Raw genomic sequence first — 26,077 nt, forward strand, 5'->3', positions numbered from 1 at the left:
AATTTATCACTATTTTTTTAAGACCTTTCTTCTAATTATACTATTAAATAATCTATAACCTAAAACCCTCCTTAAATATTTCATAAAATTAGCATCGAATCCAATAGTATATTTTCTATATTTTTTAGATGGGTTTTCTGCAATATTATATAACTTGGTTATTATTGTTTTTGTTAGGTTTTTATTTTTGTTGGTTTTATTATTCAAAATTTCGTTAATAGAATTCATCATGCTATTATAAGATGGAATATCACAATCTCCAGATTTTGTTACATTCTTTTGAAAATCTGTTGGTGCATTTCCAAATTGTACTGTACAAACACTAATATTAAACGCTAACAACTCATAGGACATGCATTCCGAAAAACTTTCTACCGCTTGTTTTGTTGAATGATAAAAATTCCCTAAAGGTAAATTCACAAGACCTGCTATAGAAGTTATATTGATAAATTGTCCGAAATTTTGCTTTCTAAAAACAGGAATAAATGCTCTGCAAATTTTCACTACTCCTAGCCAATTAACATTAACAATGTTATCTATTTTAGAATCTTCCGAAAGCTCTACAAAACTTCTATACCCTAAGCCTGCATTATTTATAATAACATCAATTGTTTTGAAATCTCTGAGAATTTCATTTTTTGCTTTTTCAATACTTTCAGTTGATGTTACATCTAACAAATAACACTTTACATTTGGATAACCTTCTAAATCTTCAGCTAAATCTAAATCGATCATTGTTGCAATTACATTCCAACCATGATCTGCAAAATATTTTGACGTTAATTTACCCAATCCTCCTGAAGCTCCAGTAATTAATATAGTTTTCAATATAATTTTCTTTATTTTTTTTACAAATAAAGCTTTTTTAACTGGAATTAACAAAGCAATTTAGAAAAACAAAAAGGATACTAACTTAAATTTTGTATCCTTTTATTTTGTGAAAAATTATTTTATTATAAAGTTGACCAAACAGAATAACCGTTGGGTGGACACTGAATTTTCACCCATTTCCCACCTTGTGTTGTTGGTTGCCAAGAGGAGTTTCCTGTATAATCTTTTATAGTTGCGCTTGACCAATTTGTTTCTATCCATCTTTCTTGCCAAAAGTTAGAATTATTTAGATAAACCACCAAACCTGGATTTCCATTATAACCATTTCTTCTTGCAACATATTCATCATTGTCTGCATATAATATTGTAGTATTTCCTGTTGCTTTATTGTTATGTATCCAAATTAGATTATTAAGTTTAGCCTTGTCTAACCATTCTTCATAATCTTTATAAAAAATTGTTGGATAACCTTCATGAGTTAGAATATAAGCATAAGCTAAATTTTTCTTCCAAATTTGATCTGTATCATGATTAGAGACAAAAGTTACCGCCCTGAAAGGCCTTCTTTTCCAAAGCATATCCCCAGAACTTAATTTCGTTAGATCATTTCCATCAAATGCTTCATCCATTTTATAATAGCATGCAAAATCGAATGCAGAACTGTTTGCATTATCACACCACCATTCTAATGTAGCTGCATTCCCATCCCAATACTCTCCTACTGAAAAACCACCCACATTAGCATTCCATTGATTCACTACCCAAGGACCAAATCCTTTTACATAGTCAAATCTCCAACCATCAAATTTCATTGTGTTTTTATAATACTTTCCTACTCCGTCTGCTCTTTTCCATAACCAATCTTGCACATAAGGATTAGCATGACACAAATCTGGAAAACCACCAAAACTACCTTCGTCATTATTCCCAAAAGCATTTTTATAGAAATCATTATAGGATCTATTAAATTTTCCAGATGCCACATTAAATTTTGTATAGGTATTTGAGTTAGTAAATGGATTCAATTCCGATTGCCCACCACTATTGTGATTAATTACTATATCTGCAAACACCTTCATGTTTTCATTATGAGCAGTTGTAATTAAATTCGTAAGTTCAGATTTCGATCCAAACCTTGTTTCTATTGTTCCGTTTTGATTAAAATCTCCAAAATCGAAATAATCTGTCGGATCATATCCCATAGAAAAAGGTCCATTTTGTGCTTTTGAAGCTGGTGGTAACCAAATAGATTCTATTCCAGCATTTCCCCAAGCTGCAATTTTTCCGTTCACCACATTCCACCAAGTCCCACCAGCTGGAACATCCCAATAAAATGCTTGCATCATTACTCCTCCACCAGGTGCAGAACTAAACTTATTTGTTTCATTATTTCCTATACTAAATGGTTTTCCATTATGGTTTGTAACTTGAATTGCTTTAAATTCACTTGTCTGTATATTACTTTCATTATCCCCTTCATTAGTACATGAGATAAAAGAAATTAAAAAGCAAAAAAGAATGATTTTCGTTATTTTTATTTGTTTCATAATTTTTAACAATTAATAAATTTATATCTAATTTAATAGATAATTCAAAACAAATACGAATAAAAATTACGAATAAACAAACGAAAACGTTTTCGTGTTGATAAATTTATTATTAAAATATAAAAAAACCAACTAGTAAATAGTTGGTTTTTTTACACATTTTGGAGAATAAGTATTAATAATGATTTTCAATGCTTTTGTATGCATCTATAATTTTCTTAACTAATTTATGTCTCACAATGTCTTTATCATCTAAATAAATAATTCCTACACCTTCAACATCTTTCAAAATTAATAGCGCTTCTTTTAAACCAGAAATAGTCCTTCTAGGCAAATCTACTTGTCCAGGATCTCCTGTAATCATAAACTTAGCATTTCTTCCCATCCGAGTTAAAAACATTTTCATTTGACTATGCGTTGTATTTTGAGCTTCATCTAAAATCACAAAAGCATTATCCAAAGTTCTACCCCTCATAAAAGCTAAAGGAGCAATTTGAATAATTCCTTTCAAAATATAGTCTTCCAACTTTTCAGCAGGAATCATATCTCTTAATGCATCATACAAAGGTTGCATATAAGGATCTAGTTTTTCTTTCATATCTCCAGGTAAAAAGCCAAGGTTTTCACCTGCTTCAACCGCTGGTCGAGTCAAAATAATACGTTTTACTTGCTTTTCTTTTAATGCCTTCACAGCCATAGCTACACCTGTATAAGTTTTTCCTGTTCCTGCTGGTCCAACAGCAAAAACCATATCATTACGCAAAATTGTTTCTACCAATTTTTGCTGATTAGGTGTCATTGCTTTTATTAATTTCCCCCCTACACCATGCACAAGTATCTTGTCTCTTTCATTCATGTGTTGCGTTTCTTGAGTATCATTTTCCAAAACTCTCAAAATCACATTCTCATCAATCGTATTATATCGTGTAAAGTGAAGCATTAATCTTCTAAACTTGGTTTCAAATTCATCTAATATCTCTCCTTCACCATAGGCCTTCAATGTGGTGCCTCTTGCAACTATTTTTAACTTCGGATAATATTTTTTAACCGCTTCTAAATGAATATCTTGCGCTCCCCAAAAATCTTTTGGAGTAATTTCTACTAATTCAATTATTCTTTCGTTCAAATGCTTTCTATTTAAATTGTTTTTGTTGTACTAAAATTGTAGTAGCTTTGTAATTATTTTAAGATACTATTTTAAACTAAAATGATACTTTTCAAATTTAGAATTAATGAAAAGTGCTGAATTCAAATTTAAGAAAAACAAAACTTGTTTTTGTAATAAGTTATAAACAAATTTATGTCAATAATTACGCTTACTACCGATTTTGGATTAAAGGATCACTTTGTTGGTGCTTTAAAAGGTAAGTTAATTTCTAACCTTGAAAATCCCGTAATAGTTGACATTTCTCATGACATAGATTTATTTAACACTTTAGAGGCGAGCTATTGTATTTCGGCTGCATATAAAAGTTTTCCAAAAGGAACAATTCATATTATTGGAGTAGATAGTGAACGAACTGCTACTACTGAACACATTGCCATGCAATGGAATGATCAATTTTTTATATGTGCAGACAATGGAATTTTAAGTCCATTGATTCAAAAAAAAATAGCTCAAAAAATAGTTGCCATTAACATTCATGATAGATTACAAGAAGAAAGTACAGACATGAATGTTTTTGTAGCTGTAGCTTCTCATATTGCAAGAGGAGGCTTATTGAATGTTATAGGAAAAGAGATTAACGAACTAAGATTAGTCAATGAACTAACAGCACAAGTTTCTAATGATGGCACTTTAATTAAAGGAACAATCATACATATTGATCATTTTGGAAATTGCATAACCAATATTTCAAAAAAAATGTTTGATGATGTTTCTCGAAAAAGAAACTTTAAGATTAAATTTCATAACAAGAAATTAGATCGGATTCACAATTATTATTCTGATTTTAAAAACGTAGATAAATACACCTTGAAAGCTTTTGAAGGCAATGCTTTAGCTTTATTTAATGAAAATGGCTATTTAGAAATTGCAATTTATAAAAGTAACCCAAAAACAGTTGGTTCTGCCTCAACGCTATTAGGTCTAAAATTCAGAGATGTTGTGACTATATCATTTGAAGAATAATTTTAAATAAATAAGATGTTTGTACGAATTGTAAAAATGCGTTTTCAAGAGGATAAAATCAATGTATTCCTAGATAAATTTGATACTATAAAAGAAAAAATAAGAGGTTTTGATGGTAATGAATTTCTCGAACTTTACCAAGACAAAAACGATCCTCGAATTTTTTTCACATATAGCTATTGGAAATCTGAAGAAGATTTAGAAAATTACCGACAATCTCAATTATTCAATGAAGTTTGGTCTTTTACAAAAGTATTATTCAGTGACAAACCAAAAGCTTGGAGTGTAAACAAGTTGGTTTCCTTACACTAAAAAGTTTTATTCATTTAAAACAATAAAAAATATAAATTTGCATTTAAAGTTCTAAACAAAAGTTAGACCTATTTTAACATAAACTAAACCAAGAATACAAGTTATTATTTGAATTTACTTTAGACAAAGATGATGTTATTTCTTGATGTGAAAAAGTAAAAAAACAAAAATAAATTCAAACAATACGCAGTACCAACTTTAAACAAAAAAATATGAAAGCATTATTGCTACGAGAAATAAAATCTTTTTTTGGATCGCCAATTGGCTATCTTGTTATTGCCATTTTCCTATTACTCAATGGTCTTTTTCTGTGGGTTTTTGAAGGCGATTTTAACATTTTGAATTCGGGTTTTGCAGATTTAAGCCCTTTTTTTAAAATTTCTCCATGGATTTTAATTTTCTTAATTCCAGCTGTAACAATGAGAAGTTTTTCTGACGAAATAAAACAAGGAACAATTGAACTGCTTTTCACAAAACCTTTATCTATTTGGGAAATTGTTAATGGCAAATTCTTAGGGGCTTTTTTATTAATTATTTTAGCAATTCTTCCCACTTATATTTATGTTTGGACAATTTCTTATTTTGGAAACCCTGAAGGTAATATTGACATGGGAAGCACTATGGGATCCTATTTCGGTTTATTATTTTTAATAGCTTCCTATACTTCAATTGGGGTTTACACTTCAACTTTATCTGAAAATCAAATTGTAGCCTTTATTATTGCAGTGTTCGTTTGTTTTTTCTTTTATTTTGGCTTTGAAGGCATTTCGAATCTATTCGATGAGAATAGTAAGTTTTTAGTTTCATTAGGGATGGATTATCATTTTAAAAGTATGAGTCGTGGCGTATTAGATACTAGAGATATAATTTATTTTTTAAGTGTTACAATTTTATTTTTATCGGTAACTGTATATAAACTTAAAACATTGAAAGGATAATGAAGACATCAAAAAAACAGCATTTAAAATCGCTCACTGTAATTGTTTTAGTTCTTTTTGCGATCAATTTTGCAAGTAATTTCTATTTTAAGCGTTTCGATTTAACATATGACAAACGCTATACACTTTCTGAAACCTCATTGAACATAATAAAAAGTATTGATAGTCCTTTATATGTAGATGTTTTTTTAGAAGGAAATTTTCCACCAGAATTTAAACGTCTTCAAAATGAAACCAGACAATTATTGGAAGAATTTGCTGCTTATAACCCTAATATTATCTTTCAGTTTGTAAACCCTATTGAAAAAGAAGAAGAACGCTTTTCCGTAATGCAAGATTTCTATTCAAAAGGTTTACAACCGCTAAACATCACTGTAGAAGACAAAGGAAAACAAACACAAGAAGTAGTTTTTCCTTGGGCTGTTGCCAATTATGGAAGCAAAGGAACAAAAGTTTCTTTATTAAAAAACCTAATGGGTGCCACAACAGAGGAAAAAGTAATAAGCTCTGTTCAACATTTAGAATTTGCATTTGCAGAAGCATTCAATAAAATTACTAAAGAGAAACAAAAAAAGATTGCCGTAATTAAAGGAAATGGAGAACTAGAAGATATTCAAATTGCAGATTTCATTAAATCAGTAAGAGAAAGTTATTATATTGGCACATTTACACTAGATTCTGTAGCCAAAGAACCTCAAAAATCTTTAGATGCGCTAAAAAAATACGATTTAGCCATAATTGCAAAACCAACAGAAAAATTTAGTGAAGAAGAAAAACAGGTTTTAGATCAATTTATCATCAATGGTGGAAAAACCTTATGGATGATTGATAATGTAGTTGCAAATTATGAAGATTTATACAATGAAACTGGTAGTATATTAGCATATCAAAATGAATTGAATTTAACTGATATGTTCTTTAAATATGGTTTCAGAATTGCTCCTTTATTAGTAAAAGACGAACAAGCAACTCCTATAAAACTCGCAACTGGGAAACAAGGTAGCGAGACACAATATGAGCAATATTTTTGGAAATTTTCTCCTTTTGTTTATCCTTCAACAGACCATCCTTTAGTAAAAAACATGGAAGGAATAAAATTTGAATTTTCTTCTCCAATAGAATTACTAAAAAATGACATTAACAAAACGGTATTATTATCAAGTTCAGAATATTCAAGAGCAATAGGAACACCTTCGGAAATTTCACTCGATTTAGTTACCGAAGAAACTAAGCCAGAAGATTATTTAGGCAAAGGATTAATGCCGTTAGCCATCTTACTAGAAGGATCATTTATTTCAATGTATAAAAACCGAGTACTTCCTTTTAAAGATGCTACATTTAAAAATGATGGTATAAAAAACAAAATGATTGTTATATCTGATGGAGACATTATTAAAAATCAAATTGAAAAAGGAACACCGCTGGAACTTGGTTTTGATAAATGGACAAACAATCTATATGGTAACAAAGAGTTTTTGATGAATTGTGTAAATTACCTTTTAGACGACACTGGACTTATCAACATTAGAAGCAAAGATGTTGACTTACCACTTTTAGACAAAGAAAAGGTGTACCAAAACTACACTTGGGCACAAACGATAACTATCGGATTACCAATAATCCTTTTAGCACTATTTGGTTTTATATTCACTTTTTTAAGAAAAAAAGCCTACAGCAAGTAGATGTTAATAAAATGTTTTTGTGTTTGCTAATAATTAGAATATATTTGTGAAACTAAAATCATAAGCGATTTTAAAATAAAAGAAAATGAAGTTTATAGTATCGAGTTCGTATTTATTAAAACAGCTACAAGTATTAGGAAGCGTTATTAATAGTAGTAATACGTTACCCATTTTAGATAACTTTTTATTTGAATTAAACAATAATCAGCTAACAGTTTCTGCTTCAGATTTAGAAACGACTATGTCAGCAACATTAGAGATTGATTCAACTAGTCAAGGAAGTATTGCAGTACCTGCAAAATTATTATTAGACATACTTAAAACCTTTCCAGAGCAACCTCTTACCTTTACTGTTGAAGAAAATAGTACTGTGGAAATTAGCTCTAACTCTGGTAAATATGCAATTGCTTATGCTCCAGGTGAAGAGTTTCCGAAAGCTGTTGCTTTAGAAGATCCTTCCTCTACATTAGTACCAGCAGAAGTGCTAGCGACAGCAGTTAGTAAAACTATTTTTGCTGCAGGTAATGACGATTTAAGACCTGTAATGAGTGGTGTATTTTTTCAGTTTTCACCAGAAGGGTTAATTTTTGTAGCTACTGATGCTCACAAATTAGTAAAATATGCTCGCACAGATGTAAAAGCATCTCAAGTTGCAGATTTTATTATGCCCAAAAAACCTCTAAACATTTTAAAGGGAATTTTAGGAGCTTCTGATGCAGAAGTTAAAATTGAATATAATGATGCTAATGCAACATTCTCTTTCGAAAACTATGTATTAACCTGTCGTTTAATTGATGGTAAATACCCAAATTATGAGGCGGTTATTCCTAAAGAAAATCCAAACAAATTACTAATCAATAGAGTACAATTTTTAAGTTCGGTACGTCGTGTTGCAATTTTTGCCAACAAAACAACACATCAGATTCGTTTAAAAATTGCGGGAACAGAGTTAAATATTTCTGCTGAAGATATTGATTATTCAAACAAAGCAGATGAGCGTTTAACATGTGATTATCAAGGAGATGACTTACAAATTGGTTTCAACTCACGTTTCTTAACAGAAATGCTGAATAATCTTACTAGTGATGAAATCCAACTTGAAATGTCTATGCCAAATAGAGCTGGAATTCTAACACCAGTAGATGGATTAGACGATGGCGAAACAGTAACTATGCTAGTTATGCCAGTAATGCTTAGCAATTAACACAAAATTAAAAAGTATTAGGTTTAAAACACCTTAATATTTTCAAGATAACTATACCAACCTTAACCCAAAAAACCGCAAAAACTGTAATAGTTGCTGCGGTTTTTTATTAAAAAAAAGTAATATTTAAAAACTCTTGGCGATTCTTTTTCTTCTTTCTTGAAATTGAAACCAAACTACGCATTAGGTACCTATTACTAAAAACAGCTTACTTTATATTTGCTTTAATACTCCATTTTACGGACTTAATATAATCATACTAAATTCGAACAAAATACCCTTAATTTTGACTATTTCAAATCTATTTCTCTCTTTACAAAGTCTAATGCTTACCATTATCAAATAAAATTTAAAAAACATCTAAATTACTTTATATAGTCATTAAGTATAGTAGAAAACCGTTTAACATAAAAAAAGAGGCTGTCCAAAAAGTAAGGACAGCCTTTTTTTATGTAGCTATTTTTAAGCTATTTTGTTTTGAAGAAAAAATAATAGCAAAATAACTTTGAGTTACTTTAACAAGGCAAATTTTAGTTTTAAAATAGGCTAGATAAGTGTGAATTTTGGTTTTGAAAACAAATTTTGGCAAGTCTGTCTTGAATGCATTCATTTTTCTAAAGTTGTGTCCAAGGGCCATTAGTAAAAACTCTAATGTTACTTTTTCTAATCCCTTCATTGTGAATCGATTGAATTTATTATTGCTTTTAAGTTGACCAAAAACTGCTTCTACCTCTATTGGACGTTTACTTCGATGTTTTAGTCCTTTTTCACTCATTAGTAGCTTTCTTGCTTTTTCTTTTAATTCATTTAATCGATGATTGACTGATAAAATTCTATTACCTTTTGCTTGATGACATTGACTTCGTAAAGGACATCCTTGGCATCTTTTGGCTTGATAATATGTAATTTGTGATTCATATCCAGTACTGGTTTCACGTTTTCCTACTCCTGTTTTTTGCATAATTTGCCCCATTGGACAAACATAAAAATCGTGTTCTTCGTTGTAGAATAAGTTTTGAACAAGAAAAGGATTGTTTTTTATCTTTCTTTTTTGTTCTTGATGAAAATAGTTGTATTTAACATAAGCATCAGCCTTTTTTTCTTCAAGCATTTGATAATTTTCTTCACTGCCATAACCTGCATCTGCAACGATTTCCTTGCTCTGTTTTTGATAAGCTTTTTCAAAACCTTCAAGATGAGAACTTAAGGTTGTAGTGTCATTTGTTGTTTGATGAACAGATACATGTGTAATGAATTGATTTTCTGTAGATATTTGCGGATTGTAAGCGGGTTTTAATTGACCGTTTTTCATATGATCTTCTTTCATTCTCATAAAGGTAGCTTCGGGATCCGTTTTACTATAAGAGTTCCTATTTTCCATTGTAGCTAAGTCTTTTTCATATTTTTCAAGCTTTGGAAGATGCTCCTCTTGAAGTTTTTGTAACTCTTTTTCCTGCTTTTTGGTAGGCATTTTGAGCTTTTTATTAAGAATCGAAAGCTTTTCTTTTAATCTTTCCGAATCTATTGATTTTGGTAATTCTTCTATATTTAGTTCTTGATTATCAGATTGAATACTATTTTCAATAGTTGATAAAATATGACTAATTTTAATTTCTAGTTTTTCTTTATATTTCTCAATGGAGCCTCTCCATACAAAAGTATATTTATTAGCTTTAGATTCTATCTTTGTACCATCAATATACTGAACATCTAGGCTTACATATTTCATTTCAACCAACATTTTTACCACTTCTGCAAAAAGAGTTTGAATGTGATTTTTTAGAACTTTACCCCTAAAATCGTTTATCGTTCTAAAATCAGGAGTCGAGTTGCCCGAAATATACATAAAATGAATGTTCTCCTGAAGTGCTTTTGCAATTTTTCTGCAAGAATATACATTAGATAAATAACTGTAAAACAAAACCTTAATCATCATTCTTGGATGGTAAGCTGAAGTACCTCCACCTTTATAGTGCTTTAAAATTTCACTTATATCTAACTGATTAACAACTTGTTCCACTAAGCGAACTGGATGGTTTTGCGGTATTCTATCGAAAATATTGATAGGAAATAACTCTGGAGAATTGCCTGTTTGATTTTTAAAAACTATCTTAGCCATTGTGTATTTTTGTCTCAATTCTAAGATACTAATTTTAGAGAAAAATACAACAAAAAAAGGCTGTCATTACTTTTTGGACAGCCTCTTTTTTTATGTTAATTTCAATAAATATTATTTATCGTTTTAATGAAAAATGTGCTTTAAATACTTTATTTTGTTGGTTTTCTTCATACTCAACTGTAAACCAGTAATCTGTAGAAGGTAGTTGTTCCCCGTTAAAGGTACCATCCCAACCTTGACTTTGTGAACTAATTTGTTTAATCAATTTACCGTATCGGTCAAAGATATAAATTTTTGTGTTAGGTTTGTCACCCAATCCGATAATATTCCAATAATCATTAAATCCGTCACCATTTGGTGTGAAAAACTTAGGATAATCGATTACTAAAATTGTCTTTTCTAGATAGGTACACCCTTTTTGATCTACCACGGTAACAATATGTTCTCCTGCGCTTACTCCTGTAAACACATTCGAATCTTGCAGGTCTCTATCATCTAATTGATACATAAAACTTCCGTTACCATCTATAACAGTTACCGTTATTGTTGCATCATCTGTAAAAGCATTTGTAACTGTATAAGTAAAATCTGTTGCATTATTGATTTCATTTACTGTTATTGTATTTGATGTATTCGTGCATCCTGTAGTGATGTTTTGAACCTCTACATAATATGTTCCTGCTTCTGTAGCATCATAAGTGCTCTGTGTTGCTGTAGGAATTGGTGCTCCGTTAAAATACCAGTTAAAATCATAGTTTGCCGTATTAGGAATACCTGAATCTAAATGATGACTTTGAAACACTAAATCTGTTGACAATTCAACACAAATAGAACCATCGAGTAATACTGGTTGTGGTAATGGGTTCACAATCTGTGTGTATTGTCTTGGCACTCCTAGACAATCTCCTAATTTTGGCGTAAAGGTATATACTGCTGTTCCTGCAACCAATCCTGTAGTAGTTAACACATGGTCTATTAAATGAATATTATTGGTGGTAACACCACTAGTTATTCCTCCTGTTACTGCTACACCATTTAATTGAACACTCCATTCGTAAACTACATTTGTATTTCCTGATGCAACCGTTACATTTGGCATTTCGCCACTACAAATTGCATTAATAGCACCTGAGAACGTTAAATCATCAACAGGTACTGGGTTTACTGTAATGGTAATATCTACAACTGTTCCTGCACAAATACCCATTGTTGGTGTCACATGATACACCACTGTTGAGGCTGTTAAATTGGCTGTCGTTAAGGTATCTGTAATCATAGTTCCTGAACCATTACTTAATCCAGAAACTGTTCCTCCTGAAACAACTTCTGAGGTCCAACTAAAACTTGCTCCTGGATAGTCATCTGAAAACAAACTAATTTGTGTAGTTTCTCCTGAACATATAGAATCATCGTCAACTCTAAAATCAACCGATGGAATTGGGTTTATTCGAACTGTAAATGTTTGCGTTTGACCAATACAATCTGCAACACCATAAGTTGTAACTACTAAATCAACTGGTAAGAGTTGTCCTGTTTGCAAAGTTAATACTTGGTTTAAAACAATTGGCCCAACTCCATTTCCTGAAATAATTTCATTTATTCCTTGAGCTGAAGCTGTCCAATAAATCGTTGCTCCTGGAACATCTGATGTTATTGTAACATCCATTGCTTCTCCATCACAAATTGTTGGTGTATTATTCACAATCGTTACTGTTGGAGCTATCGTTACTGTTATAATACCTGAATCTGTAGCCTGTGGAGCACAACCTCCTGTTGTTGTTATTGTATAAGGATAAACACCTGGAACTGTTGGCGTACCACTTATTGTCGCAACTCTTGTTACTGTATTATAAGTACTGGTTACTCCTGCTGGCAATCCTGTTACTGTTACATTGGTTGCTGTTCCAAATACTTGATACGTAATAGAATTTAATGAGAAATTCTCACAAATCGTTTGGTTCTCTGTTGCAATATCTGATGTTAAGGTTAATGTTGTTGCTGGAGAAATAATCACTGTCGATGACAAGGCTATAGGACGATTACAACCTGTTATAGGGTTTGTTACCAATGCTAAATTAATCGTTTGATTTGTCATTGCATTCACTACCGTTACTGTTGCTGTTCCTGAAGCATTTAATGTTACTGGGCTCGCAGGTAAACCTGTAACTCCTGTATAACTCACTTGTGCTCCTGGGGTTCCTGTAATGGTAAACACAGCACTTGTAGCAGAACATATTGGACCATTATTAGTAACACTTGTAACATTTGGCAACGGATTAACAATTACCGTTGCTGAATTATTCACATTCCTTAAACAACTTCCTATGAAAATATCTATCAAATTAATTGTTTGACTTGTTGTTGCTGCTGCAACAGTTATTACACCATTTCCAGAAGCATTTAAAACAATTGGCAATGATGTTGTTCCTCCATCTAAACTATAAGTAACCGTAGCATTTGGTGTTCCGACTATTGTAAAAATAGCATCCTCTCCAGAACAAATTGGTCCGTTTCCTGTTACACTTGTTACATCTGGAATAGCGTTTACAACAATTGTTGCTGTATTAGATAAAGAAGAAACACAATTCGTAGTTGTATTTTCTATAAATGATAAAGTAACTGTTTGATCTACTGTTACAGTTGCTGCTGTAATTGTTCCATTTCCTGATGCATCTAAAAGAACCGTTTGTGTTGCTCCAACTCCTGTGATAGTATAACTAACCGTTGCATTTGGTGTTCCTACCAATGTGAAGATAGCATCTTCTCCTTCACAAATTGGACTATTTGTAGTTAAACTTGTTATTTCTGGTAATGGATTCACTATTATTGTTTCTGTGTTAGTCAACACAACAGAACAGGTTGTTGCTGGATTTACTATTGATGTTAAAACAATTGTTTGATTCGAAGTTGCTCCTGCAATTGTAAAAGAACCATTTCCTGAGGCATCTAAAGCAATCACTTCTGCACTACCATTTACTGTACAATTAACTGTCGTGTTAGGTGTTCCTACTAATGTAAAAATAGCATCTTCTCCAGCACAAATTGGTCCATTTCCAGTTACACTTGTCAATACAGGCAATGGATTTACAATAATTGTAGCAGTATTAGTCACAACTGATGAACAAGTTGTTGTTGGGTTTTCTATTAAAGATAAAGTAACCGTTTGATCAACTGTAGCAGCCGTAACTGTTATTGTTCCATTTCCTGATGCGTCTAACGCAACTGTTTGCGTTGCCACAACTCCTGTAATGGTATAACTAACCGTTGTATTTGGTGTTCCTACCAAGGTAAAAACAGCATCCTCTCCTGCACAAATTGGACTATTAGTTGTGATGCTTGTGATTGTTGGTAATGGGTTTACAATAATTGTTTCCGTATTAGTAACTACTGATGAACATGTAGTTGTTGGATTTTCTATTAAAGACAAAGTAACCGTTTGATCGGCTGTAGCAGCCATCACTGTTATTGCTCCGTTTCCTAATGCGTCTAAAGAAACCGTTTGTGTTGTTCCAACTCCTGTGATAGTATAACTAACAATAGTATTTGGTGTTCCTACCAATGTAAAAATAGCATCTTCTCCAACACAAATTGGACTATTGGTTGTTAAACTTGTTACCGTTGGTAGTGGATTTACCGTGATAGTTGCTGTGTTGGTCAATACTGTCACACAGTTTCCTGATGCAATTTGTGTTAAATTTATCGTTTGATCTACTGTAGCTCCTGCAACTGTAACAACTCCGTTTCCTGATGCATCTAAAACAACATCTACTGTTGTTGCTCCAGCATCTAAACTATAAGTAACTGTAGCATTTGCAGTTCCTACTAGTGTGAAAATAGCGTCTTCTCCAGCACAAATCGGGCTATTTGTAGTTAAACTCGTTAAAACAGGTAGTGGATTTACGGTAATGGTTGCTGTATTTGTCAATGCAGACGAACAGCTTGTTGCTGGGTTTTCTATTAAAGACAAAGTAACTGTTTGATCTACTGTAGCAGCTGTCACTGTAATTGTTCCATTTCCTGATGCGTCTAGCGGAACTGTTTGCGTTCCAGCTACTCCTGTAATCGTATAACTAACCGTTGTGTTTGGTGTTCCTACTAACGTAAAAATTGCATCTTCTCCAACACAAATCGGATTATTGGTCGTTAAACTTGTTATTGTTGGTAATGGATTAACGGTAATGGTTTCGGTATTAGTCAACACAACCGAACAGCTTGTTGCTGGGTTTTCTATTAAAGACAAAGTAACTGTTTGATCAACTGTAGCAGCTGTCACTGTAATTGTTCCATTTCCTGATGCGTCTAGCGGAACTGTTTGGGTTCCAGCTACTCCTGTAATCGTATAACTAACCGTTGTATTTGGTGTTCCTATTAATGTAAAAATTGCATCTTCTCCAGCACAGATTGGACTGTTAGTAGTTAAACTCGTTAAAGCAGGTAATGGATTCACCGTAATGGTAGCCGTATTTGTTAATGCCGTTACACAGCTTCCCGTTGCAATTTGCGTTACATTTATTGTTTGATCTATTGTTGCTCCAGATATTGTAACAACTCCGTTTCCTGATGCATCCAAAACAACATCTGCTGTTGTTGCTCCAGCATCTAAACTATAAGTAACCGTAGCATTTGCAGTTCCAACTAAGGTGAAAATAGCATCTTCTCCCGAACAAATTGGACTGTTTGTGGTTAAACTTGTTAAAGCAGGTAATGGATTTACCGTAATCGTTTCTGTAGTAGTCAACACAGACGAACAGCTTGTTGCTGGGTTTTCTATTAAAGACAAAGTAACCGTTTGATCAACTGTAGCAGCTGTCACTGTAATTGTTCCATTTCCTGATGCGTCTAGCGGAACTGTTTGCGTTCCAGCTACTCCTGTAATTGTATAACTAACCGTTGTATTTGGTGTTCCTACTAATGTGAAAACAGCGTCTTCTCCAGAACAAATTGGACTGTTAGTAGTTAAACTTGTTAAAGCAGGCAATGGATTTACCGTAATAGTAGCCGTATTGGTTAATACTGTCACACAGCTTCCTACTGCAATTTGTGTTACATTTATTGTTTGGTCTATTGTTGCTCCTGATACTGTAACAATTCCGTTTCCAGAAGCATCCAAAACAACATCTGCTGTTGTTGCTCCAGCATCTAAACTATAAGTAACTGTAGCATTTGCAGTTCCAACTAAGGTAAAAATAGCATCTGCTCCAGAACAAATTGGACTGTTTGTGGTTAAACTCGTTAAAACAGGGGTAGGTGTAACTACCAAATTAAAACTAGTTGTATTATAAACTGTTGGATCTGCAATCTCTTGAACCCTAACATAAATCACCTGATTGGTTCCGTTGAATGCATTATAAGGTGTTGCTGCATCTGTAGTGGTAACCGTAAAATCATCCGCCCCTGCTTGACTAGTATAATAGGTTACAGTATAAAGCGCAGGATCATTCGTGCCTAAAATAGTCGCATCCTGACTTGTCAAATCGAAAACCTCAAATCCATCATTACTAGCATCATCACAAACAACCATGTCCGATGGTTGGACTATGATAACCCCGCAATTAACAATAACTTGAAATTCAACAAATTCTGCACAAGAACTATTATTAATATCTTCAACTCTAACAAATATAGTTGTATCTGCTATGGGATTAGGTGTATATGCAGTTGGATTTGCAATATAAGAAGCCGGTGTTGTTCCACCTGCAAAAGAATCGAAAAGATCTAAATAAAAAAGCACGTTAAAATCTGCAGGATTCTCAGGTGCAACCATGGCTGCTATTACAGAAGTTAAATCAAAAACAGGTGCACAATCATTTGTGGGACCGTCAATATTTGGAGGTGTATTAAGAACGGGGGGGGAAGAAAAATAAACTTCAACTTGATCCGTAGCCACGTCCGAACAACCAGGCCTTGTCACTCTTACTTCCCAAGTTCCAGATTGATTAACAGACAACGTATTTACTGTAGTTGTTGTTTGCAAAACAGCTGGCGTTCCAAGATACCATTCATATGTGGGAGTTCCTGGTGAAGTGGGTGCTTGATTAAAAGTAGCTGTTAAAGTAGTATTAGTAATTGTTGATGAACAAAATAATTGATCTGGACCTAAATCTACACCACAAACAATATCACAATCTGTCGTTGCTGTTGAACTATTTAAAAGATCTAATTGAATAAATCCAGGGTCATCAGAAAAATTAGTAACCAACAACATATAAAATTCTCCTGCATTAACACCCGTCAAGGAAAAATTTTCAGTAGACGCTGCAGAATAACTACATGCCGCTACATTGTTAACAGTTGCTCCTGGACTAAATCCAAACAAATTTGTACAACTTGGTGCAGTTAATGGTCCCCAAACAATAAAATCTACATCTTGATTATTATAATTTGGTGCATTATTTCCTTGATGTAAACTAAAATTCAAACTACCAGAAGTTCCTACTTGAAAATAGAACCAAGCAGGATTTGGAGTGGTATTTAAACATCCTATAGTCCCCAAACTCGCAACCCCAGTTGAATTTGGAAAAGGAGCTACATTACCTGAACAAATTGCAGATGCAGTATCGCAAGTAGGAGATTGTGAATAAACAACGTTAAAAGTGAGAATTAATAAAAATAAGTGTAATATATTTTTCATTATTTTTAATTATTGTGTTAATTTTTAATAGCCAGCAACAAATTTAACAAAATAATAATTCTATACTAATATTTTTACCAATAATTAATGTTAAGTTCCTTTTTTTGATTTAATTAATTTATCTTTGCACATTATTTCAAAAAATGCTATAACATAATTATTTATAATGATTAATAAAGACGATTTTCAAGAAGAAATAGGTGATAATCACATTGCTACTAGCGCAGAAACCCCTTTAAGAAATGATGCTTTTGACTTATCTGATGACGAAAAGATTGAAAGTATAAAGAAAGATGTTGAAAACATTTTAATCACTCTTGGGATGGATCTTACTGATGACAGTTTAAAAGGGACACCAAATAGAGTTGCTAAAATGTTTGTAAAAGAGATTTTTGGTGGTTTGAACCCTAATAAAAAACCAAGTTCTTCTACTTTTGACAACAAATATAAATACAACGAAATGCTTGTTGAGAAAAATATTGTTGTGTATTCTACTTGTGAGCATCATTTATTACCTATTGTTGGACGAGCGCATGTTGCTTATATTTCAAAAGGAACCGTTGTTGGGCTTTCTAAAATGAACAGAATTGTGGATTATTTTGCAAAAAGACCACAAGTTCAAGAACGACTAAATATACAGATTGTTCAAGAATTACAAAAAGTTCTTGGAACAGAAGATGTTGCTTGCGTTATCGATGCAAAACACTTGTGTGTTAATTCTAGAGGAATTAGAGACATCGAAAGCAGTACTGTAACTGCTGAATTTGGTGGAAAGTTTAAAGAAGACAAAACTAGGAGAGAGTTTTTAGATTACATCAAACTCGATACTCAATTTTAATATACCCAATTCATAGCCCTGATAGTAGCGGCATCCTTTTATAGTAGCTGAATGTAGTTTACGAAATTCAGCTACTATAAAAGATAGAGCGAATAGCAGGAAATAGCTTCAAAAACAACAAAAATAACTATATGCAATTATTTAAAAACCAAAGCCTCAAATTATACAACACCATTACTGGTGAAAAAGAAACTTTCAAACCTATCCATGAAGGACATATAGGAATGTATGTTTGTGGGCCTACAGTTTATAGTAATGTCCATCTTGGAAATGTGAGAACTTTTATGAGTTTTGATGTTATATATAGGTATTTAACCCATATTGGTTATCAAGTTCGTTATGTTAGAAACATTACAGATGCTGGACATTTAACAGATGATGACAATGTTGATAATGACCGTTTTGTGAAGCAATCACGATTAGAAAAATTAGAACCAATGGAAATTGTGCAAAAATATACTGTAGATTTTCATAAGGTATTAGATGTTTTTAATTTTCTTCCTCCAACAATAGAACCTACTGCAACAGGTCATATTATTGAACAAATTGAATTAATTGAAAAATTAATTCAAAACGGATTCGCCTATGAGAGCAAAGGTTCTGTCTATTTTGATGTCTTAGAATATAACAAAAGAGGCTTAAATTATGGAGAACTAAGCAATAGAAATATTGAGGAATTATTCACTAACACTCGCGATTTAGATGGGCAAAGTGAAAAGAAAAACCCTCAAGATTTTGCATTATGGAAAAATGCTTCACCTGCTCATATTATGAGATGGAATTCTCCTTGGGGAGCGGGTTTCCCTGGGTGGCATTTAGAATGTACTGCGATGAGTACAAAATATTTAGGCGAGAAGTTTGATATTCACGGTGGCGGAATGGATTTAAAATTCCCTCATCATGAGTGTGAAGTTGCACAAGGAAAGGCATGCAATGGAGAATCTCCTGTTAATTATTGGCTACACACCAACATGCTTACCATGAATGGATTGAGAATGAGTAAATCTACAGGAAATTATATTTTACCTATGGAATTGATTGAAGGTAAAAACAATTTCTTTGAAAAAGCTTTTAATGCAAGTATTGTTCGTTTTTCTTTTTTACAGGCTCACTATAGAAGTGTACTAGACATTTCTAATGAAGCAATGCTTGCAAGTGAAAAAGGGTTTAATCGATTTGTTGAAGGACTTAAAATTGCTAAAAACCTACAACCTAGTACTACTTCTTCTCTAGACATTATTAAATGGAGAGAAAGTTGTTATGATGCTATGAATGATGATTTTAACACTCCTATTTTATTAGCACAATTATTTGAAGGCATTCGTTATATTAATTTAGTAAACGATAAAAAAGAAACGCTGACTGAAGGCGATATTCTATTATTATCAGATACTATTCGTATTTTCCTAAACGATATACTAGGAATTAAAACCGAAACTAACAACGATACTAACAATAGTGGAAAACTTGAAGGTGTTATTTCGATGCTAATTGAAATGAGAAATGAAGCTAGAGCCAATAAAAACTGGGCACTTTCTGACGAAATTAGAGATCGATTATTAGCTCTTGGTATTCAATTGAAAGACGGGAAAGACGGAACTGGTTTTAGCATTAATTAGAAATACTTACTAACAAGCAGATGATAAAAAAAATAGTAAAAATACTTGCTTATCCTTTTATATTTTTAGTACGATTTTATCAAGTGGCTATTTCACCATATACTCCTGCTGCTTGCCGGTTCGAACCTACTTGTTCTCATTATACTATTGAAGCGCTAAAAAAACATGGTGTCTTTAAAGGTGGGTGGCTATCTATAAAAAGAATTTCTAGTTGTCACCCATGGGGAAAAAGTGGTTATGATCCTGTTCCTTAAAAAAAATATATCTCTTAAATTTATTTTAACATCTTTACCAATAATATTATTTATTTTTAAACCCAATTAACAAAAATATAAATTATGCTACACACATTAAACATGGTTTGGAATCCATCTGAAGGAATAGATTTAGGTTTTTTTATGGTTCGCTATTATAGTTTAATGTTCGTTGTTGCCTTTGGTTTGGGATGGTACATAATGAAAGGAATCTATAAACGAGAAGGACTTTCATTGGAAAAATTAGACACCCTTTTTGTTACAACCGTCTTAGCTACTTTAGTGGGTGCTCGTTTAGGACATGTATTTTTTTATGATTGGAATTACTTTAAAAATCATAAATTAGAAATCTTGCTTCCTATACGTGAAAATGCTAAAGCTAGTTTATTTGGTTTTATTGAAGGATGGGAATTTACTGGTTTTGCTGGTTTAGCAAGCCATGGTGCTGCAATTGCCATTATTATTGTAATGTTTTATTACAGTAAAAAAGCAATACAAAAACCAATATTATGGATTCTTGACAGAGTTGTTATACCAGTTGCAAGTGGTGCAATTTTTGTTCGCTTAGGAAACTTTTTTAATTCTGAAATTGTTGGAACACAAACTTCATCTTCATTTGGGATCAAATTCGTTAGAGATTGGTATTCTCCAAGACAAGCATTTGAAAAAACAGGTATTCAAAATGCAAACGATGCATATAATGCAATACAGAATAATCCAGAATTCTCCTCAGTTTTAGCAGAGGTTGTTCCAAAACATCCTGCACAACTTTATGAAGCCTTTGGTTATGTTTTTGTTTTTGCAATATTATTTTATATGTATTGGAAAACTGATGCAAGAAACAAACAAGGGCTATTATTTGGAACTTTTCTGGTTACTCTTTGGACCGTTCGTTTCCTTGTGGAATATGTTAAAGAAAGCCAAGGTGGTTTTGAAAACGCTTTAGGTATGTTTTCAACAGGACAATGGTTAAGTATTCCATTCATTATAATTGGGTTATATTTCATGATTAAGCCACAATTATCTAAATAATAAAAAAATATAAAACAAAAAAAAGAACTACAATTTCAAAAGTTGTAGTTCTTTTTTTAGGGTTTTAAAAAATTTAAATTACTATTAATCATTAGCTAATTCTAAATCCAAAACATTAGCCACATAAGGTTCTAAATCTGGATTTTTGCTGATAAAATAAACTAACCATTTTCTTAAATGTTCTAACTCATATGGAAGTAATTTTTTCATTGCTTTCCGCAATTCTTTCATAAAAAGTTCAGGATCAAAACTTACGCTTTCTAGTACACCTTTAGTGTATTCATATAACATTCTAGACATAATTAAGTAGGTTAATATTAATAATGTAGATTTTTAAACTCCTTATAAATTTACGACTAACTATCTAAAAATCAAAATAAAAACAGAACATTTTTATTAAATATATCGTTAAAAAGTTACTTATTTTCGATGAAATGCTTTTTCTGTAAGTTAATTCTTTTCGACTCCTTCTTATTCTTTTTAAAGAAAACAATTCAAGGTACACTTTTCTATAAAACTTATATTTTATCTATCTTTAATGCCTTATCTGTTGAAAAATTAGTTAAATGAAAAATTATAAGGAGAAAATTAGAAAACAATTATTGGAATCCGATTTCATAACAGAGGAACAAGTTTCTCAATTGGAAACTTATAAAAAACTCAACATCTTTTCGCTTCATAATGAATTGCGAATGTTATTATATCTTTCTATTACTCTTTTTACTGCTGGAATTGGGGTATTAATTTATCAAAATATTGACTCCATTGGCCATATTTCTCTTTTAGTGCTCTTATTTCTAATTATATGCATTTCGTTTTATTTTAGTTTTAAAAATGCACCACAGTTCAATAAAGAAATCACATTTTTCAATAATTCAATTTTTGATTATTTGGTCCTATTGGCCTATATTTTAACTTGCACATTTGTTGGGTATCTACAGTTTCAATATGTTATTTTTGGAAATCATTATGGTTTAGCAACTCTTTTTCCGACAATTATTGGCTTAGCTTGTGCTTATTATTTCGACAATAAAAGTGTTTTAACCATTGCAATTACTGGTTTAGCTGCTTTTATTGGTATTACTGTAAAACCGCAAATGCTGTTGCATTGGGATACCTTTAGCTTAAGTACTTTAGGCTTTCCTTCAATACTTTTAGGGGCTGTTTTAGTACTCTGGACTATCTATTGTGATACTATTGGGTTGAAGAGGCATTTTAAATTGATTTTTATTACCTATGCTTTACATATTGTTTCTTTAGCATGTATTTGCAATCTTATAAGCTATTCTTACAGGATTGTTTTTTCTATTTTTCTGCTATTTTCTACTTATTATTTTATTAAAACTAGTATTAAAATAAAAGCAATTTCTATCTATATTTTTTCTATCTTATATGGTTATATCGGTCTGAATATTATGCTTTTTATGCTTTTAGAGAAAACAAATTTTTCAAACCTATTTGAATTATTTATTTTTTTACTTCCAATTTATTTTATTCTATCAATCATTGGCTTCATTAAGGCAATAAAAAAATTCAAACAATAATTCTATGATAAGTTACGATAAGAAATTATTAGACAATACCTATTTAGTTGATGAAGCAAAAAACCTAGCATCTTCTGGGTTTATTAGTACAGAACAATTAATTGAGATAAAAAATAATTTTACAACATTAAAAACTCAAGACAATCTATTCATTCGAATTTGTTTATTCCTTCTAGGGGGTATTTTATATTTATCGTTATGTGGTGCGATTAGTCTTTTGGGTATCAACTCTTTCAATTCAGATTCTAGCATATCGGTCATGATTTTTATTTTTGGTTTAACTGGCTTTCTAATTACCGAATTATTTTTAGTACGAAACAAAAATTATTTTGGAAATGGTCTAGATGATGCATTCATCATCGGGATGCAAATTGCCTTTAATGGTTTTGTTATTTTTTTAAACAATTCTGATATAGTTGTCTGTTTTTCAATTTTCATACTGAGCCTGTTGTGCTATTTTCGCTACCTACATTTATTATCACTCATAGCGTCCTATATTGCAATAATTGCAGTTATCTTTTTGTACTTCGTAGATTATATTCAATTTGGCTCTACCCTTCTTCCTTTTGTGTTTTTACTCTTCGGAATTGCAACCTATATACTCGCTAAAAAAGTGAAACAAAAAATAAAATTACCTTATTATTATATTGGGCTACTCTTTTTAGAAAGCCTTGGTTTATTATTGATCTACTTCTCAATGAATTATTTTGTAGTCAACGAATTATCTAAAGAAATTAATTCAACTAAAATGAAAATTCCAATGGCTTGGTTGTTCTATGCTTTTACTATTCTAACGCCTTTGTTTTATTTATTCTATGGCATTAAAACAAAAAACAAGCCCATGCTTTGGATTGGTGGTTGCACAATGGCGTTTACTATATTCACTATACGTTTTTATCACCATCTGCTCCCTCCTGCAATTGCTTTAACCTTGGCTGGCATAATCCTTTTTGCAATTGCTTTCTTTGCTATTAGAAAATTAAAAAACAAAGAAAGCGGTGTTACTTTCTTGCCTGATAAGTTTGAAACGACAAACACGTTACTAACTCTTGAAACCTTGGCTACTGCTTCACAGTTTGGAATAAAAACAGAAGTACAAACACCAAAATCTCCAATGGATTTTGATGGTGGTGGTTTTAGTGGCGGTGGTGCAGGTGATAGTTTTTAGTTTTTTTAAGCTTAAAACTCCATTCTTTTTATGACATCCAATACAAAATCGTGCATGACACCTCTATAATCCATATGGGTAACCATTCTCAATTTCCCTTGCCCCATAGAAGTCATTAAAATACTTTTTTGTTTTAGTTTTTCCAAGAATTTTTGTTCATCTACAGCAGGTTGCAATGTAAAAATGACAATATTGGTTTCTACTGGAGCAACTTCTTTTATCCAAGATTTAGTTGCTAATACTTCACCTAGTTCTTTTGCTCTTTGATGATCTTGTGCTAATCGTTCTATATTGTTTTTTAAGGCATATAATCCTGCAGCAGCCAAATAACCAGCCTGACGCATGTTGCCTCCAAATAATTTACGAATGCGAAGTGCTTTTTTAATATCGGCTGCACTTCCCACCAAGACAGAACCAACAGGTGCTCCTAGTCCTTTAGACAAGCAAACAGAAATGGTATCGAAGAGATTACCAAAATCTTTAGGTTGTTGCTTTTTGGCTACCAAAGCATTCCATAATCGTGCACCGTCTAAATGATACTTCAAACCGTGTTCTTCGCAAACTTGTTTTATTTTTTGCAATTCTTCCAAATCATAACAAGCTCCTCCTCCTTTATTGGTTGTGTTTTCTATACTCACTAAACGTGTGATTGGTGCATGATAGAATTCTGGATCATTAATAACATTTCGCACTTGTTCTGCGGTAATTTTCCCTCTATCCCCATCTACTAAATGGCATGAAACACCACTATTTGCCGCAACTCCTCCACCTTCGTATAGAAAAATATGCGACCATTTATCACAAATTACTTCATCGCCTGGTTGTGTGTGTAATTTTATAGCTGTTTGATTTGCCATTGTGCCACTTGGAAAAAACAGAGCAGCTTCTTTGCCAAACATTGCGGCAGTGTAACGCTCTAGTTCATTGACAGTTGGATCTTGTTTAAACACATCATCACCCACTTCTGCTTTAAACATAGCGTCTAACATAGCAGGAGTTGGTTTGGTTACGGTATCACTAATTAAATTTATTTCCATAAAATCAAAAGGAATGTTCTATTTTTGTGACGTAAAACTACAATATTTATGCTTAATACAGAACAAGTAAGAGATATTATTGATCGCCTTGGTGCGTTAAGGAGGTATCTTTGACATCGATAGAAAACTTATCGAAATAACAAACGAAGAAGAAAAGACATTTGCTCCTGGGTTTTGGGACAATGCTAGAGAAGCTCAAATAATCGTTAGAGACATCCGTTCTAAAAAGAAATGGGTTGAAGATTATACTAAAGCGGAAGAAATGGCAGAGGAACTTCAAATCATGTTAGATTTCCTGAAAGATGGAGATATTTCTGAAGAAGAAGCAGATGACCTATATTCTAGAACTATAGCTCATATTGAAGATATTGAGTTTAGAAACATGCTTTCTGATGAAGGCGACAACATGAGTGCTGTGCTGCAAATTACTGCAGGTGCAGGTGGAACCGAGAGTTGTGATTGGGCTTCTATGTTAATGCGTATGTATTTAATGTGGGGGGAAAAACAAGGTTACAAAATCAAAGAATTGAATTTTCAAGAAGGCGATGTGGCTGGAATTAAAACCGTTACACTAGAATTTGAAGGTGATTTTGCTTTTGGCTATCTTAAAGGTGAAAATGGTGTGCATCGCTTAGTGCGTATTTCTCCTTTTGATAGTAATGCTAAGCGTCATACTTCTTTTGCTTCGGTGTATGTATATCCTTTGGTTGATGATACTATTGAAATTGAGATTAATCCTGCCGACATTGAAATTACTACAGCTCGTTCTAGTGGTGCTGGTGGACAGAACGTGAACAAGGTGGAAACTAAAGTTCAATTGGTTCACAAACCGACAGGTATTCAAATTCAATGTTCGGAAACACGTTCGCAACATGACAACCGTCAACGTGCCATGCAAATGTTGAAATCACAGTTGTATGAAATTGAATTGAAAAAACAATTAGCACAACGTGCCGATATTGAAGCGGGGAAAATGAAAATTGAATGGGGTTCGCAGATACGAAACTATGTGATGCAGCCTTATAAATTGGTCAAAGATGTTCGCACAGGTGTTGAAACTAGCGATGTGGATGCTGTTATGAACGGTGATATTGACAAATTCCTAAAAGGATATTTAATGATGATGGGACAGAAAGAGGAATAAAATGCAATAAATAACCAAAATCCAAATTCTAATTATTTATTAGAAT

General features: G+C 32.3%; 18 protein-coding genes and 1 pseudogene. 12 read left to right on the plus strand and 7 right to left on the minus strand.

Annotation, left to right across the window (positions count from 1 at the left end; genetic code table 11):
* Window positions 1-9: 9 nt before the first annotated feature.
* From ACZ49Z_RS19190 to ACZ49Z_RS19200, 3 genes are all read right to left on the minus strand, one after another.
* A complete protein-coding gene (locus ACZ49Z_RS19190; RefSeq protein ID WP_464305904.1) occupies window positions 10-828 on the minus strand; it encodes an SDR family NAD(P)-dependent oxidoreductase in 819 nt (272 codons plus the stop codon).
* Window positions 829-953: 125 nt separating this feature from the next.
* Entirely contained in the window at window positions 954-2,378 is a 1,425-nt protein-coding gene (locus ACZ49Z_RS19195) for an alpha-amylase (RefSeq protein WP_464305905.1), read from the minus strand.
* 175 nt (window positions 2,379-2,553) lie between these two features.
* Window positions 2,554-3,504, minus strand: coding sequence for a PhoH family protein (locus ACZ49Z_RS19200; RefSeq protein ID WP_464305906.1), 951 nt, complete (start codon window positions 3,502-3,504; stop codon window positions 2,554-2,556).
* 174 nt (window positions 3,505-3,678) lie between these two features.
* Here ACZ49Z_RS19200 and ACZ49Z_RS19205 point away from each other — a divergent pair, with 174 nt between their 5' ends.
* The 5 genes from ACZ49Z_RS19205 (at window position 3,679) to dnaN (ending at window position 8,645) form a co-directional block, all read left to right on the plus strand.
* On the plus strand, window positions 3,679-4,509 hold the full coding sequence (locus ACZ49Z_RS19205; protein WP_464305907.1) for an SAM hydrolase/SAM-dependent halogenase family protein: 831 nt from the start codon (window positions 3,679-3,681) through the stop codon (window positions 4,507-4,509).
* Between the two features lie 15 nt (window positions 4,510-4,524).
* The gene (locus ACZ49Z_RS19210; protein ID WP_464305908.1) at window positions 4,525-4,821 is read left to right on the plus strand and encodes a putative quinol monooxygenase; all 297 of its coding nucleotides are present in this window, start codon (window positions 4,525-4,527) and stop codon (window positions 4,819-4,821) included.
* A gap of 212 nt (window positions 4,822-5,033) precedes the next feature.
* A complete protein-coding gene (gldF, locus tag ACZ49Z_RS19215) occupies window positions 5,034-5,759 on the plus strand; it encodes a gliding motility-associated ABC transporter permease subunit GldF (protein ID WP_464305909.1) in 726 nt (241 codons plus the stop codon).
* Complete coding sequence (gldG, locus tag ACZ49Z_RS19220; RefSeq protein WP_464305910.1) at window positions 5,759-7,441, plus strand: gliding motility-associated ABC transporter substrate-binding protein GldG; 1,683 nt, start codon at window positions 5,759-5,761, stop codon at window positions 7,439-7,441. Before gldF ends, gldG begins: the two co-directional genes overlap by 1 nt.
* Window positions 7,442-7,526: 85 nt before the next feature.
* Window positions 7,527-8,645, plus strand: a complete 1,119-nt coding sequence (gene dnaN / locus ACZ49Z_RS19225) for a DNA polymerase III subunit beta (RefSeq protein WP_464305911.1) — start codon at window positions 7,527-7,529, stop codon at window positions 8,643-8,645.
* 607 nt (window positions 8,646-9,252) lie between these two features.
* Here the strand turns inward: dnaN and ACZ49Z_RS19230 are convergent.
* Both ACZ49Z_RS19230 and ACZ49Z_RS19235 read right to left on the minus strand, forming a co-directional pair.
* A pseudogene (locus ACZ49Z_RS19230) lies at window positions 9,253-10,764 on the minus strand (IS1182 family transposase); the annotation flags it as partial.
* 115 nt (window positions 10,765-10,879) lie between these two features.
* Window positions 10,880-17,395 carry a T9SS type B sorting domain-containing protein gene (locus ACZ49Z_RS19235; RefSeq protein WP_464305912.1) on the minus strand — a complete coding sequence of 2,172 codons (6,516 nt, stop codon included), beginning with the start codon at window positions 17,393-17,395 and terminating at the stop codon, window positions 10,880-10,882.
* 166 nt (window positions 17,396-17,561) lie between these two features.
* Between ACZ49Z_RS19235 and folE the strand changes: the two genes are divergently transcribed.
* From folE to lgt, 4 genes are all read left to right on the plus strand, one after another.
* Entirely contained in the window at window positions 17,562-18,233 is a 672-nt protein-coding gene (gene folE, locus ACZ49Z_RS19240; RefSeq protein ID WP_464305913.1) for a GTP cyclohydrolase I FolE, read from the plus strand.
* 131 nt (window positions 18,234-18,364) lie between these two features.
* Window positions 18,365-19,852: a cysteine--tRNA ligase gene (gene cysS, locus ACZ49Z_RS19245; protein ID WP_464305914.1), complete on the plus strand. Its 1,488-nt coding sequence runs from the start codon at window positions 18,365-18,367 to the stop codon at window positions 19,850-19,852.
* 20 nt (window positions 19,853-19,872) lie between these two features.
* Window positions 19,873-20,106, plus strand: a complete 234-nt coding sequence (gene yidD, locus ACZ49Z_RS19250) for a membrane protein insertion efficiency factor YidD (RefSeq protein WP_464305915.1) — start codon at window positions 19,873-19,875, stop codon at window positions 20,104-20,106.
* A gap of 84 nt (window positions 20,107-20,190) precedes the next feature.
* Window positions 20,191-21,138 carry a prolipoprotein diacylglyceryl transferase gene (gene lgt / locus ACZ49Z_RS19255; protein WP_464305916.1) on the plus strand — a complete coding sequence of 316 codons (948 nt, stop codon included), beginning with the start codon at window positions 20,191-20,193 and terminating at the stop codon, window positions 21,136-21,138.
* A gap of 84 nt (window positions 21,139-21,222) precedes the next feature.
* Here lgt and ACZ49Z_RS19260 read toward each other — a convergent pair whose 3' ends face one another.
* The gene (locus ACZ49Z_RS19260; RefSeq protein ID WP_464305917.1) at window positions 21,223-21,438 is read right to left on the minus strand and encodes a hypothetical protein; all 216 of its coding nucleotides are present in this window, start codon (window positions 21,436-21,438) and stop codon (window positions 21,223-21,225) included.
* A gap of 266 nt (window positions 21,439-21,704) precedes the next feature.
* Between ACZ49Z_RS19260 and ACZ49Z_RS19265 the strand changes: the two genes are divergently transcribed.
* Both ACZ49Z_RS19265 and ACZ49Z_RS19270 read left to right on the plus strand, forming a co-directional pair.
* A complete protein-coding gene (locus ACZ49Z_RS19265; RefSeq protein WP_464305918.1) occupies window positions 21,705-22,682 on the plus strand; it encodes a DUF2157 domain-containing protein in 978 nt (325 codons plus the stop codon).
* Window positions 22,683-22,686: 4 nt separating this feature from the next.
* Entirely contained in the window at window positions 22,687-23,850 is a 1,164-nt protein-coding gene (locus ACZ49Z_RS19270) for a hypothetical protein (protein ID WP_464305919.1), read from the plus strand.
* A gap of 11 nt (window positions 23,851-23,861) precedes the next feature.
* On the opposite strand, the gene ACZ49Z_RS19275 is transcribed toward ACZ49Z_RS19270, so the two are convergent.
* Window positions 23,862-24,887 (minus strand): threonine aldolase family protein, encoded by a 1,026-nt coding sequence (locus ACZ49Z_RS19275; protein WP_464305920.1) that lies wholly within the window; start codon window positions 24,885-24,887, stop codon window positions 23,862-23,864.
* Between the two features lie 48 nt (window positions 24,888-24,935).
* On the opposite strand from ACZ49Z_RS19275, the gene prfB reads away from it, so the two are divergent.
* Window positions 24,936-26,031, plus strand: a protein-coding gene (gene prfB / locus ACZ49Z_RS19280; protein ID WP_464305921.1) for a peptide chain release factor 2 whose coding sequence is annotated in 2 segments (ribosomal slippage) — window positions 24,936-24,998 and window positions 25,000-26,031 — 1,095 coding nt in all. Because the reading frame shifts where the segments join, the coding sequence is not laid out codon by codon here.
* The last annotated feature ends 46 nt before the right edge of the window (window positions 26,032-26,077 follow it).

The organism is Flavobacterium sp. KY-23415 (genome assembly GCF_055384985.1).